Below are 14,390 nucleotides of genomic sequence, written 5' to 3'. Positions count from 1 at the left end.
GCCGAAATCGCCCTCTTCCGCAGATCGGCGTTCAAGAATGGAACCTGTCCAAGGCTACTCGCCGTACGAAGTGACGCGTGCGCTCTCGGACGTGGTCTGGGCCCGATCCTCCCAGGACCGTTCAAACTGGTCACGAGGGGGTGGCCCGTCCGGGTGGTGAGTGCCTGCTCACCGTGTAGCCGTAGCGCTGTCACCGCCGCGGACGTCGTGGCATAGGTCACAGTTCCGTGGACCACATGCCTTACAGGCCGTGCGGCCCGGGTCCGGGCCGTCGCGAGGGGACGCGACGGCCCGGACGTCCGGACGTCAGGCGCAGGCGGCGCCGTTCAGCGTGAACAGCTCGGGCGACGGGTTGGGACCCGGCGCGGCGGAGCCGTTGAAGCCGAAGGTGACCGACTGGCCCGGCTTGATCTTGGCGTTGTGGGACAGGTTCTTGGCGCTGACGGTGGCGCCGCTCTGGGTGATGCCGGTGTTCCAGGCGTGCGAGGTCGTCTGGCCGCCGAGGAACGCCCACTTGAGCGTCCAGCCGTCGATGGTCGAGCTACCGGTGTTCTTGACGGTCACCTGCGTGGTGAACCCGCTCGGCCAGGCGCCGTGCGTGGTGTAGGTCACCTGGCACTTGCCGGGCGCCTTCACCGTGCCGTCGCCCTGGCCCGCGACGAACGCCGAGACCCAGGACAGGGGCGAGTTCCAGTTGATCGTCAGCTCGTTGGTCGACCAGGACTCGATGTCGTCGATGTAGCAGAACTGCGCCGCGCAGCCGGCGAGCTTGGACTGTGCGACCGGGTCCTGGATGCCCGAGTTGGGGCCGCCGGACAGGGTGCCCTTCGGCGGGTTCGGCAGCGAGGAGTCGAGCTGGTGGGAGTACCACCGGCTGTGCTGGTTGTGCGAGTTCACCTCGCCGTAGCCGGTGACGTACGACATGTTCAGCGCGTTGCGGCCGAAGATGTAGTTCCAGCCCTGGAGCACCCCGTCGAGGTACTTCTTCTGACCGGTGAGGTCGTACGCGGTGGCGATGACCGCCATGTTGTTGAGGATGAGGTTGTTGGAGCCCCAGTCGTAGGTGGTCACGCCGTACGGGATGCCGTACGGGTGGGCGGCCAGCGTGGCGAGGTACTTGTCCGCGCCCTGGACCACGGAGGCGCGGACGGCGGCCCGGCCGGGCAGGGCGTTCGGCACGGTGGCGAGGTCGAGGCGGCCGAGGGCGGCCGTGCTGCCCCAGTCGAAGCCCCGCTCGCGCCAGATGTCGGAGGTGTGCAGCGGCGAGGCGAGGATGTAGTCCTTGTACTTGGCCTCGCCGGTGGAGATGTACAGCTCCGCCGCGGCCCAGTAGAACTCGTCGCTCACGGTGTCGTCGTTGTAGGCGCCGCCGCCGGTGCCGTCGGCCGCCGAGGCGAGCCGGTTCGGGTTGGCCACGGCCGCGTCCCACGCCTTGCGGGCCGCGGTCAGGTTGCGCGCCGCGAACGCCGCGTCGTACGGGGCGAACAGGCGGGCGGCCTGGGCGGCGGTGGCGGCCAGGTTGAGGGTCGCCGCGGTGCTCACCGGGTGCAGCTCGCGCAGCTGCGGGTCCAGGTGGGGCATGAGCGGCAGGCCGGTCCAGTTCTGGTCGTGGATCTTGTGGTGGGCCATGCCGGCGAACGGCTTGCCGTCCGGCACCTGCATCTTGAGCAGGAAGTCCTGCTCCCAGCGGGCCTCGTCGAGGATGTCGGGCACACCGTTGCCGCTCTCGGGCAGCGCCAGCGTGGAGTCACCGAGCGCCTCGGCCGTGGCGGCGTTCTTGGTGCGCTCGAACTCGCTCATGAGCTGCGCGACCGAGATGCCGCCGTTGACCACGTACTTGCCGTGGTCGCCCGCGTCGTACCAGCCGCCGGCGACGTTCAGGCTGTAGTCGCAGACGCCGGGCTGGCAGGGGACGTTGGTGTCGCCCTGGTTGGGCGCGACCCCCACGTGGCCGGCGGGCCTGCCGTAGCCGGGCCGCAGGCTGTCCAGGATCGGGGTGCCGCTGCGCTGGCTGTAGTAGAACTTCAGCGCGTCGGCCCGCAGGTCACGGTAGGCGGTGCCGCCGATGTCGAACGGGCGGCTGGTTTCGCCGTCCGCGACCAGCGTGAAGCCGGTGCCGGTCTTGGTGACGCCGCTGAAGTCGATCGAGTGGACGTTCTGGCCGGAGCTGGCGTCCACGCCGCGCGGGGTGGTCTGGCCGTTCGCCACCTTGCGGCCGGAGGAGTCGTTCAGCCGCCAGGGCAGGGCGGTGGTCGCCTCGGTCACCACGGTGGCGTTCTTCGGGCCCTTGGGCAGGTAGGCCACCTGGTTCACCCGGACCCTCGGCCCGGTGTCGGGCTTGTACACGTCGGGCTCGGCGCCGCCCTTGAGCGAGACGTTGTCCACGCAGAACCGCCACGGGGTGGCGCTGCCGCCGATCTGGAACGCCACCTGGGCGTTCGGCAGGCTCGTCGGCGCGGTGAACGTGTAGGCGTGGGTGTCGCCGGCCGTGGTCATCTGGGGGTTCTCGGCCAGGTAGGTCGTCCAGGGGTCGACGGGAAGCTGTATCAGCGTCCGGGCCACCCGGGGCGGGTCGGCGCTGCCGAACACGCTGAACGCGTACGTCTCGCCGGCGACCAGGGGGATGTTGTCCTGGCCGATGATCACGTCCCAGGGGTTGGTCGTGCCGCCGGGGACGTCGGCGCAGAGCTGGCCGGAGGAGGCGTCGAGCGTGATGTTGCCGGTGCCCCACCAGGGACCGCTGCCGCTGTCGAAGGTCCCGTTGACGATCTGCTCGGGTCCCTCCTCGGCGGCCGTACTTGTCGTGCCGGTCCCGGCCGCATGCGTGACGGGGACGGACAGGGCGGAGGCGGCCAGGGTGGCCACCGCGGTCAGGGCGAGCGAGGCCGCCCACCGCCGGGATGGTCTGATCACGAGGTTTCCCCAGGATGTCAGATTTTGGGAGCGCTCCCACATTGGGTTGTGAAAACGTGCCCGCATGCTTCCAACGGTCCAGCGCAGCGTCAATGGACCACATCCGGCCAGACAGGCGGTCAGGTGCCCCGTGGCCCGTCCGGCGCCCGTGCCCCTGCCGCGCCGGGTGACCGGTCCTGAAATTTTCAGACCCGCAGCCCCAAAGGAACATTTGCAAAACTAGTTTTGCAAATCTATCTTTGTGGGATGGACGAGTCAGACGTGTACCGGGTCACCGATCCGCGCGCGCTCAAGGCCGTCGCCCACCCGCTGCGCGGGAGGCTGCTCGGCGCGCTGCGCGTCGAAGGTCCCGCCACCGCCACCGAGCTGGCCGCGAGGTTCGGCGAGAGCTCCGGCTCCACCAGCTACCACCTGCGGCAGCTCGCCCGGTACGGCTTCGTGGAGGAGGACCCCGAACAGCGTGACGCCCGCGAGCGGCGCTGGCGGTCGGTCCACCGGTACACCGCGTGGAACGAGGCCGAGCTGGAGGTCACGGCCGAGGGCCGGGAGGCGGCGTTCGACATGCGCGACCGGCAGGTCCTGGTGCTGGTGCGCGCCCGTGAGCTGTTCGAGCGCGAACGCGTCGTCCTCGGGCCCGAGTGGCTCGAGGCCGCGGGCATGTCCGACGACTTCGCGATGCTGACCCCGGCGTCGGTCATCGCGCTGCGTGAGCGCGTCCTGGCTCTGCTGCACGAGCTGGAGGCGCGGGACGCGGACGCCCCCGGCCGCGAGCGCGTCTCCCTCCACATGGCCCTCTTCCCCTCAAGGACGTATCCCGAATGACCACCTTCGGCCCCCACCCCCAGGAGATCGCGGCCGCGGCCGCGGCCCCACCCGGCTCCGCCGCGGAACCGCCGCCGGCGTCCGCGGGAGACGGCCCGCCGCCGCCGTCCCCGCGCTCGGCGCTGCGGCGGTACGCGCTGGTCAGCGCGCTCATGTGGCTGCCCGCCGGGCTGACGCTGCCGGTGATGGTGCTGCTGATGTCCGGCCGGGGCCTCAGCCTGGCGCAGGTCGGCACGGTGACGGCCATCCACTCGGTGGTCGTGGTGGTGCTCGAACTGCCCACGGGCGGCCTGGCCGACGTCATCGGACGGCGCGTGGTGCTCGCCGCGTCGGCGCTGCTGTCCATGGTGGCGCTGGTGCTGATGGCCACGGCCACCACGTTCTGGCCGTTCGCGGGCTGGGCGGTGCTCCAGGGGACGGCCCGCGCGCTGTCCAGCGGCCCGGCCCAGGCGTGGTACGTCGACACGCTGCACCGCGCCGCAGGGCCGGACGCGGACCTGCGGCACGGGCTGTCCAGGGGCGAGGCCGCGTCCTCGGTCTCTCTGTGCCTCGCCACGCTCGCCGGCGGCCTCATCCCGCTGGTCGCGCCCGGCGGGCTGGCCGTCCCGGTGGTCGCCGGCGCGGTGGCCGCGCTCGTCCTGTTCGTCGTGGTGCTCGCCGCCATGCCCGAGCCGCCGAGGGCCCGCCCCACGCTGCGGTCGGTGCTGCGCGACGTGCCGGTCACGGTCGGCTCCGGCGCGGGGCTGGCGGTCCGGGACCCCGGCCTGCGCCGCCTGGTGTCGATCGCGTTCGTCCTCGGCATCGGGCTGGCCGTGATCGAGCTGCTCACGCCCGGCAGGCTCGCCGAGCTGACCGGGGACGCCGAGTCCGGCGGCCTCGCGTACGCCGTCGTGGCGGCGGGCGGTTTCGGCGCCCACGCCCTCGGCTCGTGGGTGGCGCCCTGGGTGACCCGGACGCTCGGGCGGCCGTCCAGGGCCGCGGTGGCCGGGACGGTCGTCTCCGCCCTGGCCCTCGCCGTGCTGGCGGCGTCGGCCGTGCTGGGCGGGGTGGCGGGGGTGGTGACCGCGGGTGCCGCGTACGTCGCGCTGTTCGCGGGGATGGCGGTGGCCGAGCTGGTGCGCGTGGCGATGATGCACGAGCGGGTGGCGTCGTCGCGGCGGGCCACGCTGATGTCGGTGGACTCCCTTCAGCTGCAGTTCGGCGCCGCCCTCAGCGCGGTCGGCTTCGGCGCCCTGGCCGGGGCGATCGGCTCGTCCGCCGTGTGGTGGCTGGTCGGCGGCATCACCCTGCTCTCCGCCCTTCTGTACGTCCGCGTCCCCGCACCGGCCCCCACCCCGAGTAGAACCTAGTTCTGTCGCGGGTGGACAATCGTGGTCTACCGCCCGAGGGGAGCACGGATGTCCGACGAGGAACGCGCCGCGGTGAGGACCGGACGGCCGGTGCGGAGGGTGACGCCGGCGAGCGAGGAGCAGCGGGCCGCGTGGGTCGGCGGGGGCATGCCCGCGGTGGAGCGGGTGCGGCCCGGGCTGTGGTCCATCCCGGTGCCGATCCCGGTGAACCCGCTTCGGTACGTCCTCGTGTACGCGCTGGAGCTCCCGGACGGCGTGGCGATCATCGACGCCGGGTGGAACACCGACGAGGCGTACACGGCGCTGGCGGACGGGCTGGCCGTGGCGGGGTACGCCTTGACCGACGTGCGGGCCGTGCTCGTCACCCACATCCACCCCGACCACTACGGGCTGGCGGGCCGGGTGCGCGAGGCGTCCGGGGCGTGGATCGGGCTGCATCCGGCGGACGCCGCCCTGCTGCACGACCGCTACGACGACTCGGGGATCGAGGTGCTCGTGGCGCGCGAGCGGGCGTCGCTGGTGCGCTCGGGGGTGCCGGCGCCGATGCTGGACGAGCTGGCCGGCGCGTCCATGATGATCAGGCACTACGTCACGATGGCCGGGCCCGACCGCCTGATCGAGGACGGCGCCGCGCTGGGCCTGCCCGGCTGGGACCTCAAGGCGATCTGGACCCCCGGCCACTCGCCCGGCCACCTGTGCTTCTTCTCCCCAGACCGCCGCGTGCTGTTCTCCGGCGACCACGTGCTGGCCCGCATCACCCCCATCGTCGCCGTCCACTCCCAGTCGGCCCCCGACCCGCTCGCCGACTACCTGGACGCCCTGGCCGCCGTCCGGGACCTCCCGATAGACGAGGTGCTCCCCGCCCACGAGTACCGCTTCCTCGAACTGGCCACCCGCGTCGACCACGTGATCGCCCACCACGCCGACCGGCTCGCCGAGATCGAGAAGGTGCTCCGCGACGCCGGCGGCATCTCCTGCTGGTCCCTGGCGGAGAAGCTCACCTGGTCCCGCCCCTGGAGCACCATCCCCCCGTTCATGCGCCGCGCCGCCACCAACGAGACCCTCGCCCACCTCGTGTACCTCCACACCCGCTCCCGTGCGCACCCGGTGCCCGGCCCGCCGGACCTCTGGTACGTGAGCGACCAGAGCTGAACGCGGCGGGCCCCGCGCCCGTATCCCCCCGCGTACGGGAGTGCCGGGGTGGAACGAGGATGTGCCGATGAAGGGTGGCCGCAGGCTGGTCTCCGGGGCCGGGCTGGTCGTCTTGCTGGCCCTGACGGGGTGTGCCGGGGTGCCCGCCGGGGCGGCGGTGCCCGCGGGCGTGCCCCGTGAGGTCACCGAGGCCGACGTGCCGTACAACCTCACCGACGTGCTGTTCTGCCGGGAGATGATCCTGCACGACCGGCAGGCGATCACGCTGGCGGGGCTGGTGGGCGGGCGGACCGCGGATCCGTACGTCACCGAGCTCGCCCGCGAGATCACCACGGCGGAGGCGTCGCGGGTCGAGGCGCTGGCCGCGCGGCTGCGCGCGTGGCAGTTCACCGTGCCGGACGCGAGCAACCCCCCGATGCACGACATGCCCGGCATGCTGACCGGGGCCCAGCTCGTGCTGCTGCGGGGGAAGACCGGCGCGGACTTCGACAAGCTGTGGCTCACCACCTTGGCCCGGCACACCGGCTACGGCATGCTGCTGGCGGAGAAGGCCAGGGACGAGGGCAAGGACCGCGCCACCAAGGACATCGCCCGCGCGCTCGCCGCCACCCAGCGCGCCGAGGTCGCCGAGGTCGCCACCCACCTGGCCCGCCTGCGCGGCGGCCGCTGACGAGGCCGTGGTCAGGGGAGGCGGGCGGTGCCCCGGCCGGTGGTCAGGGGGAGGTCCAGCACGGTGTGGATGCCAGGGGTGGCGGTGCAGATGGCGGGGATGGAGTTCACGGCGTGGGCCGCGGCGCCGGCCAGGCCGTGGGTGACCTCGTCGACGGTGAGCATCAGCTGGGGGATGCCCTCCATGTGGAGGGCGAAGCCGGGCTTGGGCCAGCGGTGGACCTTCGAGGCGTCGGACTTGTAGACGCATTCGACGGTCATGAAGGGGCGGCCGCGGACCAGGCCGGAGAAGATCCAGCGGGAGGCGCTGACGGTGCCGGGGCGGATGGCGCCGGCGGTGATCTCGAACTCTTCGGTGGCCAGGTCGTACTCGTCGGTCTCCTCGACCTCGTCCAGCTCGACGCCGAGGGCGCCGGCGACGAGTTGGACGCTCTCGGAGAACAGGGCGCGCTGGACGGTGCGGAAGGGCCGGACGGCTAAGGCGTACTCCTTGGGGGAGCGGCCGAAGCCGATGAGGTCCATCACGATCTGGCGGGAGGGGTGGCCGAGGAAGTCGGAGCACTCGCGCACGTAGATGTGGTCGAGACGGGTGGACAGGCCGCTCAGCGCCAGGGGGAGAAGGTCGCTCATGAAGCCGGGGTTGATGCCCGTGCCGTACACCGAGGTGCCCCCGGTGCGGCAGGCGGACTCCAGGCGCTCGACCACCGCGGGGCCGTACACCTGGGGGTAGATGAAGCCGGTGGTGGTGATGACGTTCTTGCCGGAGGCGAGCAGCGTGCAGACCGTCTCGAGGTCGGCGGCGTAGTCGCCGCCGAAGTACGCGGCGGGCAGCGGCATGTGGAGCACGCAGTCGGCGTCGGCGGCGAGCACGCGGTCGACGTCGTCGTCGCAGTGGACGCCGGTCTCGGGCAGCCCGACCAGCGGACCGGCGTCCAGGCCGATCTTGTCGGGGTCGTAGACCAGCACGCCGGACAGCTCGAACTCGGGCCTGGTGATCACGCTGCGCAGGGCGTAGGAGCCGACGGCGCCGGTGGCCCACTGGATCACGCGGAAGGGGGGCTGTGCGGGCATCTGAGGCCTCCGGCCCGGGTTCCGGACGGGGCCGTACAGCCGATGATGCCGGCTGGAGGGCCGCTTTCGGCCCACGCCCGCGCGAGTGCAAAACTATAGCAGAAATTCACCCTACCGATCACTGTCCGCAACCGTGCGCTTTATAACATCCGGCGCTCCTGGGGGTGGCGGGCGGCGCACGTTATCGTAGTGAGCTACTAGAAGGTTATTCTCCTCGAAGGGTGGGTGGCATGCCGGAACTGAGGTTCGACGGGAAGGTCGCGATCGTCACCGGAGCTGGTCATGGTCTCGGCAGGTCGCACGCGCTGCTGCTAGCCGAGCGTGGCGCCAAGCTCGTGATCAACGACCTCGGCGGCGCGCTGGACGGCACCGGGGCGTCGGCCGGGCCCGCCGCCGAGGTGGCCGAGCTGATCGTCAAGAACGGCGGCGAGGCGGTCGCCTCCACCGACAGCGTCGCCACCCCCGAGGGTGCCGAGGCCATCGTCCGCACCGCGACGGACGCGTTCGGCCGGGTGGACATCCTGGTCAACAACGCCGGCATCCTGCGCGACAAGTCGTTCGGCAAGATGACCGTGGAGGAGTTCGACGCCGTGCTCGCCGTGCACGTCCGCGGCTCCTTCCTGGTCAGCCGGGCGGTGTTCCCGCACATGAAGGAGCAGCGGTACGGCCGCATCGTCAACACCTCCTCCCCGGCTGGCCTGTTCGGCAACTTCGGCCAGGCCAACTACTCCACCGCCAAGATGGGCCTGGTGGGCCTGACCAAGACGCTCGGCATCGAGGGCGCCCGGGCCGGGATCAAGGCCAACGCCATCGCGCCCATCGCTTGGACCCGCATGACCGAGGCCCTGCTGCCCGCCGAGCTGGAGGAGAAGCTCGGCCCCGACCGGATCAGCCCGCTGGTGGCCTTCCTCGCCCACGAGAGCTGCGAGACCAGCGGCGAGGTGTTCTCCGTCGGCGGCGGGCGCGTCTCCCGGATCTTCGTCGCCGAGGGCCCCGGCTGGCGCACCGACGACCTCACCGTCGAGGCGATCGCCGACAACTGGCAGACCATCCTCACCGAGGAGCCTCACATCCAGCCGACCACCCTCGGTGAGCAGGCCGCCGCCTCGATGCGCGCGATGTTGTAGACAGCCGAGCCCTCACCCGGACCGGCGGAGTTCGTGACTCCGCCGGTCATCTTTTTCTCCGGAGGTCAGCAAGCTTTCGTTCATAGCGGCGAAAGTTATGAATTGTCATCAAAAAGCACTTCACCTGGCGGCGGAAGTGGTCTAGCTTCGGGGGCGTATCACCCCGACCCCGGAGGGGCTGTGAAGCGGATCCCCATGCGCCCAGAGAACGCGCACCAGGCGACGCTGCTGCGCCTGCTGCGGGACGGGGGACGGTCACGGGCCGAACTGGGCGACGTCGTCGAGCTCTCCCGCTCCAAGCTGAACCTGGAGCTGGACCGCCTCATCGAGGTGGGCCTCGTGGAGCAGGCCGGACTGGCCGCCTCGCGGGGCGGCCGCCGCTCGGGGATGGTGCGGCTCTCGCCGGACATCCGGTTCGCGGGCATCGACATCGGCGCGACCTCGGTCGACGTCGCGGTCACCAACGGCGAGCTGGAGATCCTCGGCCACGTCAGCGAGCAGTGCGACGTGCGGCAGGGCCCGGCGCCGGTGCTGGAGCGCGCGTTGGACCTGCTCGGCAAGCTGCGCGAGCAGCGGTTGTTCACGCAGCTCAACGGGGCCGGCATCGGGGTGCCGGGGCCGGTGAGCTTCGCCGAGGGCGTCCCGGTGGCGCCGCCGATCATGCCCGGCTGGGACCGTTATCCGGTCAGGGACATGGTCAGCCAGGAGCTCGGCTGTCCGATCAAGGTCGACAACGACGTCAACCTCATGGCCCTCGGCGAGCTGCACGCCGGTCTGGCGCGGCAGGTCGACGACTTCCTTCTCATCAAGATCGGCACCGGTGTCGGCTGCGGCATCGTGGTCGACGGCAAGATCTACCGCGGTGTGTCGGGCAGTGCCGGCGACATCGGGCACATGCGGGTCGATGATCAGGGGCCGACCTGCACGTGCGGCAACACCGGTTGCCTGGAGGCGTACTTCAGCGGCGCCGCCCTCGCACGGGAGGCGGTGCGCGCCGCCCCCCGCTCGCCGTACCTCACCGAACGTCTCTCCCTGGTGGGTGGGCTGACCGCGGAGGACGTCGCCGCGGCGGCGACCCTCGGAGACCCGGTGGCCCTCCAGCTCATCAGGGACGGCGGACGGCAGGCGGGCCAGGTGCTCGCCGGCCTCGTCAGCTTCTTCAATCCCGGCCTGATGATCATCGCGGGGGGCGTGGCCCGATTGGGCCACGTACTACTCGCGGAGATCAGGAGCGTCATCTACCGCAGATCCCTCCCGCTGGCCACCGGGAACCTGCCCATCGTCCTCTCGGAACTCGGAGACACGGCCGGCGTCATCGGGGGCGCCCGGCTGATCAGCGATCACGTGTTCTCCGTCCAGTAGGACCGTCCCCCCGTCCCGCCGACCGAACCGCCCGTCCCGTCCCCGTCCCCGCGCGGACCCACATACCGGAGGCCCCGTGAGCGACCTGCTGGTCATGCGAGGCATCGTCAAGCAATTTCCCGGCGTGCGCGCCCTGGACGGCGTCGACCTGGACGTCCGGGCCGGAGAGGTGCACTGCCTGCTCGGGCAGAACGGCGCGGGCAAGTCGACGCTGATCAAGATCCTGGCCGGGGCGCACCGCCCGGACGAGGGCACCATCACCTTCGGCGGCGAAGAGGTGCAGTTCGCCAATCCCATCGCCGCCATCAGATCCGGCATCGCGACCATCTACCAGGAGCTCGACCTGGTGGCCGGGCTGTCGGTCGCGGAGAACATCTTCCTCGGCAACGAGCGCTCGTCGTACGGCTTCACCCGCAGGAACGGGATGAACAGGGCGGCGGCCGAGCTGCTCGCCCGCCTCGGCCACGGCGAGATCCGGCCGACCATCGAGGTGGGGCGGCTGTCCGCCGCGGGCATGCAGATCGTCAGCATGGCCAGGGCGCTGTCCCACGACGTGCGGCTGATCGTCATGGACGAGCCGTCCGCCGCGCTGGCGCACGACGAGGTGGGCAACCTGTTCCGCGTGATCAGGGACCTCACCCAGGAAGGCGTGGCGGTGGTGTACATCTCGCACCGGCTGGAGGAGATCCGCGAGATCGGCGACCGGGTCACCGTGCTGAAGGACGGCCGCACGGCCGCCGTCGGCCTGCCCGCGCGCGACACGCCGACGTCCCGGGTCGTGTCGCTGATGACCGGCAGGGACGTGGAGTACGTCTTCCCGCCGCGCCCGGCGCCGGGCGCCCACAACGGCAGGCCGGACGTGCTGCGGGTCGAAGGGCTCACCGTTCCCAAGCACTTCGCCGACGTCTCCCTGTCCGTGCGGGAGGGCGAGATCGTCGGGCTGGCCGGCCTGGTCGGCTCGGGCCGCTCGGAGATCATCGAGACCGTGTACGGCGCCCGGCGGCCCACGGCCGGGAAGGTGATGCTGGCCGGTGAGGTCGTGCGTCCCGGCAGCACCTCACGGGCGGTGCGGCTCGGCATGGGGCTGGCGCCCGAGGAGCGCAAGGCGCAGGCGCTGCTGATGAACGAGTCGGTGGGACGCAACATCACGATCGCGGGCCTCGGGAAGTACGCGAGGCTCGGCTGGGTGGACCGCCGCGCCGAGCGCGAGACGGCCCAGCGGCTGGTGAAGACGATGGACATCCGTCCTCCCGACCACCGGCGGCCGGTGCGCACCCTGTCCGGCGGCAACCAGCAGAAGGCGGTCCTCGCACGCTGGCTGGTGGAGGGGCGCAGGCTTCTGCTGCTGGACGAGCCCACCCGGGGCGTCGACGTCGGCGCCCGCGCCGAGCTGTACGCGGTGATCAGGCAGCTCGCCGACGAGGGCGTGGGCGTCCTGCTGGTCTCCAGCGAGGTCCCCGAGGTGCTGGGGCTCGCCGACAGGGTCCTGGTGCTCCGCGAGGGCCGGGTCATCCACGAATCCGACGCCCGCGAGCTCGACGAGCCGCGCGTACTGGACATGATCATGGAAGGGAGCGCGTTGTGACGGACGCACGGGCGCCGCACGACGGCACGCCGGACATCCGGACCGGACCCGGCAGGCCCCAGGACGCGCCGCCGGTGGCCACACGGCGCACCGCGACCGCGGCGAGCGTGCTCGGCGGCATCGGGCAGGCACGTCACCTCGGCCTGGTGGTGGCGCTGGCCCTGCTGGCCGTGGTGGGCCTGGTGACCGCGCCGGAGACCTTCGCCACGTCCTCCAACATGGTGAGCATCCTGGCGCTGGCCTCCACCATCGGTGTCATCACCGTCGGCATGACGTTCGTCATCATCGGCGGTGGCATCGACCTGTCGGTCGGCGCGATCATGGCGCTGGCCTCGGTGTGGGCCACGACGCTGGCCACCCAGGAGTACGGGCCGGTGGTGATGGCCATCTGCGCCGTCCTGGTCGGCACCGGGGCGGGGCTGGTCAACGGGTTCCTCATCTCCTACGGCCGCATGGTGCCGTTCATCGCCACCCTGGCGATGCTGGTCGCCGCGCGCGGCCTGGCCCAGCGGATGTCCGACCGCAAGACCCAGCTGGTCGGCCAGGACAACACCGCCATCGTGGACCTGTCGACCACGCGGCTGCTCGGCCTGCCGCTGCTGGTCTACATATTCGCGCTGGTGGTGGCGGTCGGCTGGCTGGTGCTCAACCGGACGACGTTCGGGCGCCGCACCTACGCCGTGGGCGGCAACCCCGAGGCGGCGCGGCTGGCCGGCATCAACGTGCGGCGGCACACGCTGATCCTCTACGCGCTGTCCGGCCTGTGCTGCGGCATCGCCGCGATCATCATCATGGCGCGCACCACCACGGGCTCCAGCACCCACGGCGACCTGTACGAACTGGACGCCATCGCCGCGGTCATCATCGGCGGCACGCTGCTCACCGGTGGCCGCGGCACGATCATCGGCTCGATCCTGGGCCTGCTGATCTTCACGCTGATCACCAACCTGTTCATCCTCAACGGCCTGAACACCAGCGACCAGCTGATCGCCAAGGGCCTCATCATCGTCATCGCCGTCCTCCTCCAGCGGCGCAGCCTGGACTCGCGAACATAGACCGGCCCCGGGCGTTCCCCGCGCACACGGCGGGGCGCGTACCGGGGCCGGGACAGAAGCCGCAGGCGGCCGCGGCCGACCCCGTGGCCTGGGCTCGCCTGTGCCCATCACCCCTCTAAAACGGATATTCAGCGAAATTTCGCCCTTGAGGGTTCCGCACCCCCCACCCCCGGAAAAGGAGAAAGACACCATGGAAAAGCGCGTCGGCAGGCGAGGATTCCTCGTCAGCGGGGCCGTTGTCGGAGCAGGGGCGCTCGTCACGGCCTGCACCAGCAACGAACCCGCCGCCGCCCCCAGCGCCTCGGCCGCCCCCGCGGCCCCGGCCGCCGGCACCGACAACGACAAGCCGGGCACCACGGTCGTCATCGGCTTCTCCGCGCCGGCCGCCGACCACGGCTGGATCGCCGCCATCGCCAAGAACGCCGAGGCCGCGGCCAAGCAGTACACCGATGTCGAGTTCAAGCCGGTCGAGCCGACCAACGACATCAACCAGCAGATCTCCGCCGTCGAGTCGCTCATCCAGGCGAAGGTCGGCGCGCTGGTGCTGCTGCCCAACGACGGCGAGCAGCTCAACCAGGTCGCCCGCCGGGCCATGGACGCCGGCATCCCGGTCATCAACCTGGACCGTGTCTTCCCCGACAAGCTGTCCTACCGGACCTGGATCGGCGGCGACAACTACGGCATGGGCGTGGCCGCCGGCAACTACGTCGGCGCCAAGCTCAAGGAGAAGGGCACCGCCAACCCGGTGATCCTGGAGATCCAGGGCATCGCGACGCTCCCGCTCACCCAGGACCGCAGCAAGGGCTTCGCCGACGCGCTGAAGACCTTCGGCTTCACGGTCACCGCCCAGCAGGACGCGAAGTTCACCGTCGAGTCCGGCACCCAGGTGGCCAGCAACCTGCTCCAGGCGCACAAGAAGATCGACGCGATCTGGAACCACGACGACGACCAGGGCATCGGCGTGCTCGCCGCCATCAAGGAGGCGGGCCGCGACGAGTTCTTCATGGTCGGCGGCGCGGGCTCGGCCAACGCCATGCGCGACATCCAGGCCGGCAGCGGGGTGCTGGAGGCCACGGTGACCTACAGCCCCACCATGGCGTCCTCCGCCATCAAGCTGGCCCGCCTCATCGCGCAGGGCAAGGGCATGAGCGACCTGGTGGAGAACCAGGTGCCTCAGTCCATCACGCTGGCGTCGGAGACCATCACCAAGGAGAACGCGGAGAAGTACCTTCCGCTGGGCTTCGAATCCTGACAATCGGGGGTTTCTCGTGACTGAATCAAGGCC

General features: G+C 71.3%; 11 protein-coding genes. 9 read left to right on the top strand and 2 right to left on the bottom strand.

All coding sequences use genetic code 11. The features are described 5' to 3' along the window. Positions 1-306 precede the first annotated feature (306 nt). The gene (locus ACFP1K_RS10445) at positions 307-2,913 is read right to left on the bottom strand and encodes a glycoside hydrolase family 9 protein (RefSeq protein ID WP_380749777.1); all 2,607 of its coding nucleotides are present in this window, start codon (positions 2,911-2,913) and stop codon (positions 307-309) included. A gap of 246 nt (positions 2,914-3,159) precedes the next feature. On the opposite strand from ACFP1K_RS10445, the gene ACFP1K_RS10440 reads away from it, so the two are divergent. The 4 genes from ACFP1K_RS10440 to ACFP1K_RS10425 all read left to right on the top strand — a co-directional run bounded on the left by ACFP1K_RS10440 (position 3,160) and on the right by ACFP1K_RS10425 (position 6,906). After that, on the top strand, positions 3,160-3,735 hold the full coding sequence (locus tag ACFP1K_RS10440; protein ID WP_380749774.1) for a helix-turn-helix domain-containing protein: 576 nt from the start codon (positions 3,160-3,162) through the stop codon (positions 3,733-3,735). Then, positions 3,732-5,084, top strand: a complete 1,353-nt coding sequence (locus ACFP1K_RS10435; protein WP_380749771.1) for an MFS transporter — start codon at positions 3,732-3,734, stop codon at positions 5,082-5,084. The genes ACFP1K_RS10440 and ACFP1K_RS10435 overlap by 4 nt, the downstream gene beginning before the upstream one ends. A gap of 48 nt (positions 5,085-5,132) precedes the next feature. After that, entirely contained in the window at positions 5,133-6,236 is a 1,104-nt protein-coding gene (locus ACFP1K_RS10430) for an MBL fold metallo-hydrolase (RefSeq protein WP_380749768.1), read from the top strand. Between the two features lie 67 nt (positions 6,237-6,303). Further along, positions 6,304-6,906 (top strand): DUF305 domain-containing protein, encoded by a 603-nt coding sequence (locus ACFP1K_RS10425; RefSeq protein WP_380749765.1) that lies wholly within the window; start codon positions 6,304-6,306, stop codon positions 6,904-6,906. 11 nt (positions 6,907-6,917) lie between these two features. On the opposite strand, the gene ACFP1K_RS10420 is transcribed toward ACFP1K_RS10425, so the two are convergent. Next, entirely contained in the window at positions 6,918-7,976 is a 1,059-nt protein-coding gene (locus tag ACFP1K_RS10420; protein WP_380749762.1) for an NAD(P)H-dependent amine dehydrogenase family protein, read from the bottom strand. Between the two features lie 230 nt (positions 7,977-8,206). Between ACFP1K_RS10420 and ACFP1K_RS10415 the strand changes: the two genes are divergently transcribed. The 5 genes from ACFP1K_RS10415 to ACFP1K_RS10395 all read left to right on the top strand — a co-directional run bounded on the left by ACFP1K_RS10415 (position 8,207) and on the right by ACFP1K_RS10395 (position 14,357). Further along, positions 8,207-9,103: an SDR family oxidoreductase gene (locus ACFP1K_RS10415; RefSeq protein WP_380749759.1), complete on the top strand. Its 897-nt coding sequence runs from the start codon at positions 8,207-8,209 to the stop codon at positions 9,101-9,103. Positions 9,104-9,298: 195 nt separating this feature from the next. Further along, the gene (locus tag ACFP1K_RS10410; RefSeq protein ID WP_380749756.1) at positions 9,299-10,465 is read left to right on the top strand and encodes an ROK family transcriptional regulator; all 1,167 of its coding nucleotides are present in this window, start codon (positions 9,299-9,301) and stop codon (positions 10,463-10,465) included. A 76-nt stretch (positions 10,466-10,541) separates the two neighbouring features. Beyond that, the gene (locus ACFP1K_RS10405) at positions 10,542-12,050 is read left to right on the top strand and encodes a sugar ABC transporter ATP-binding protein (RefSeq protein ID WP_380749753.1); all 1,509 of its coding nucleotides are present in this window, start codon (positions 10,542-10,544) and stop codon (positions 12,048-12,050) included. Then, positions 12,047-13,105: an ABC transporter permease gene (locus tag ACFP1K_RS10400; protein ID WP_380749745.1), complete on the top strand. Its 1,059-nt coding sequence runs from the start codon at positions 12,047-12,049 to the stop codon at positions 13,103-13,105. The genes ACFP1K_RS10405 and ACFP1K_RS10400 overlap by 4 nt, the downstream gene beginning before the upstream one ends. A 190-nt stretch (positions 13,106-13,295) precedes the next feature. Further along, the gene (locus tag ACFP1K_RS10395) at positions 13,296-14,357 is read left to right on the top strand and encodes a substrate-binding domain-containing protein (protein ID WP_380749742.1); all 1,062 of its coding nucleotides are present in this window, start codon (positions 13,296-13,298) and stop codon (positions 14,355-14,357) included. The last annotated feature ends 33 nt before the right edge of the window (positions 14,358-14,390 follow it).

It is taken from the genome of Sphaerisporangium aureirubrum (assembly GCF_042658925.1).
GTDB classification, from domain to species: Bacteria; Actinomycetota; Actinomycetes; order Streptosporangiales; family Streptosporangiaceae; genus Sphaerisporangium; species Sphaerisporangium aureirubrum.
Note: the sequence above shows the minus strand (reverse complement) of the source record. Positions and strands in the feature narration are given on the sequence as shown.

What these genes read in the sequence shown, in the direction of transcription:
- ACFP1K_RS10440 (WP_380749774.1), top strand. Translation starts at nt 3,160, where the DNA reads ATGGACGAGTCAGACGTGTACCGGGTCACCGATCCGCGCGCGCTCAAG.
- ACFP1K_RS10435 (WP_380749771.1), top strand. Translation starts at nt 3,732, where the DNA reads ATGACCACCTTCGGCCCCCACCCCCAGGAGATCGCGGCCGCGGCCGCG.
- ACFP1K_RS10430 (WP_380749768.1), top strand. Translation starts at nt 5,133, where the DNA reads ATGTCCGACGAGGAACGCGCCGCGGTGAGGACCGGACGGCCGGTGCGG.
- ACFP1K_RS10425 (WP_380749765.1), top strand. Translation starts at nt 6,304, where the DNA reads ATGAAGGGTGGCCGCAGGCTGGTCTCCGGGGCCGGGCTGGTCGTCTTG.
- ACFP1K_RS10420 (WP_380749762.1), bottom strand. Translation starts at nt 7,976, where the DNA reads ATGCCCGCACAGCCCCCCTTCCGCGTGATCCAGTGGGCCACCGGCGCC.
- ACFP1K_RS10415 (WP_380749759.1), top strand. Translation starts at nt 8,207, where the DNA reads ATGCCGGAACTGAGGTTCGACGGGAAGGTCGCGATCGTCACCGGAGCT.
- ACFP1K_RS10410 (WP_380749756.1), top strand. Translation starts at nt 9,299, where the DNA reads ATGCGCCCAGAGAACGCGCACCAGGCGACGCTGCTGCGCCTGCTGCGG.
- ACFP1K_RS10395 (WP_380749742.1), top strand. Translation starts at nt 13,296, where the DNA reads ATGGAAAAGCGCGTCGGCAGGCGAGGATTCCTCGTCAGCGGGGCCGTT.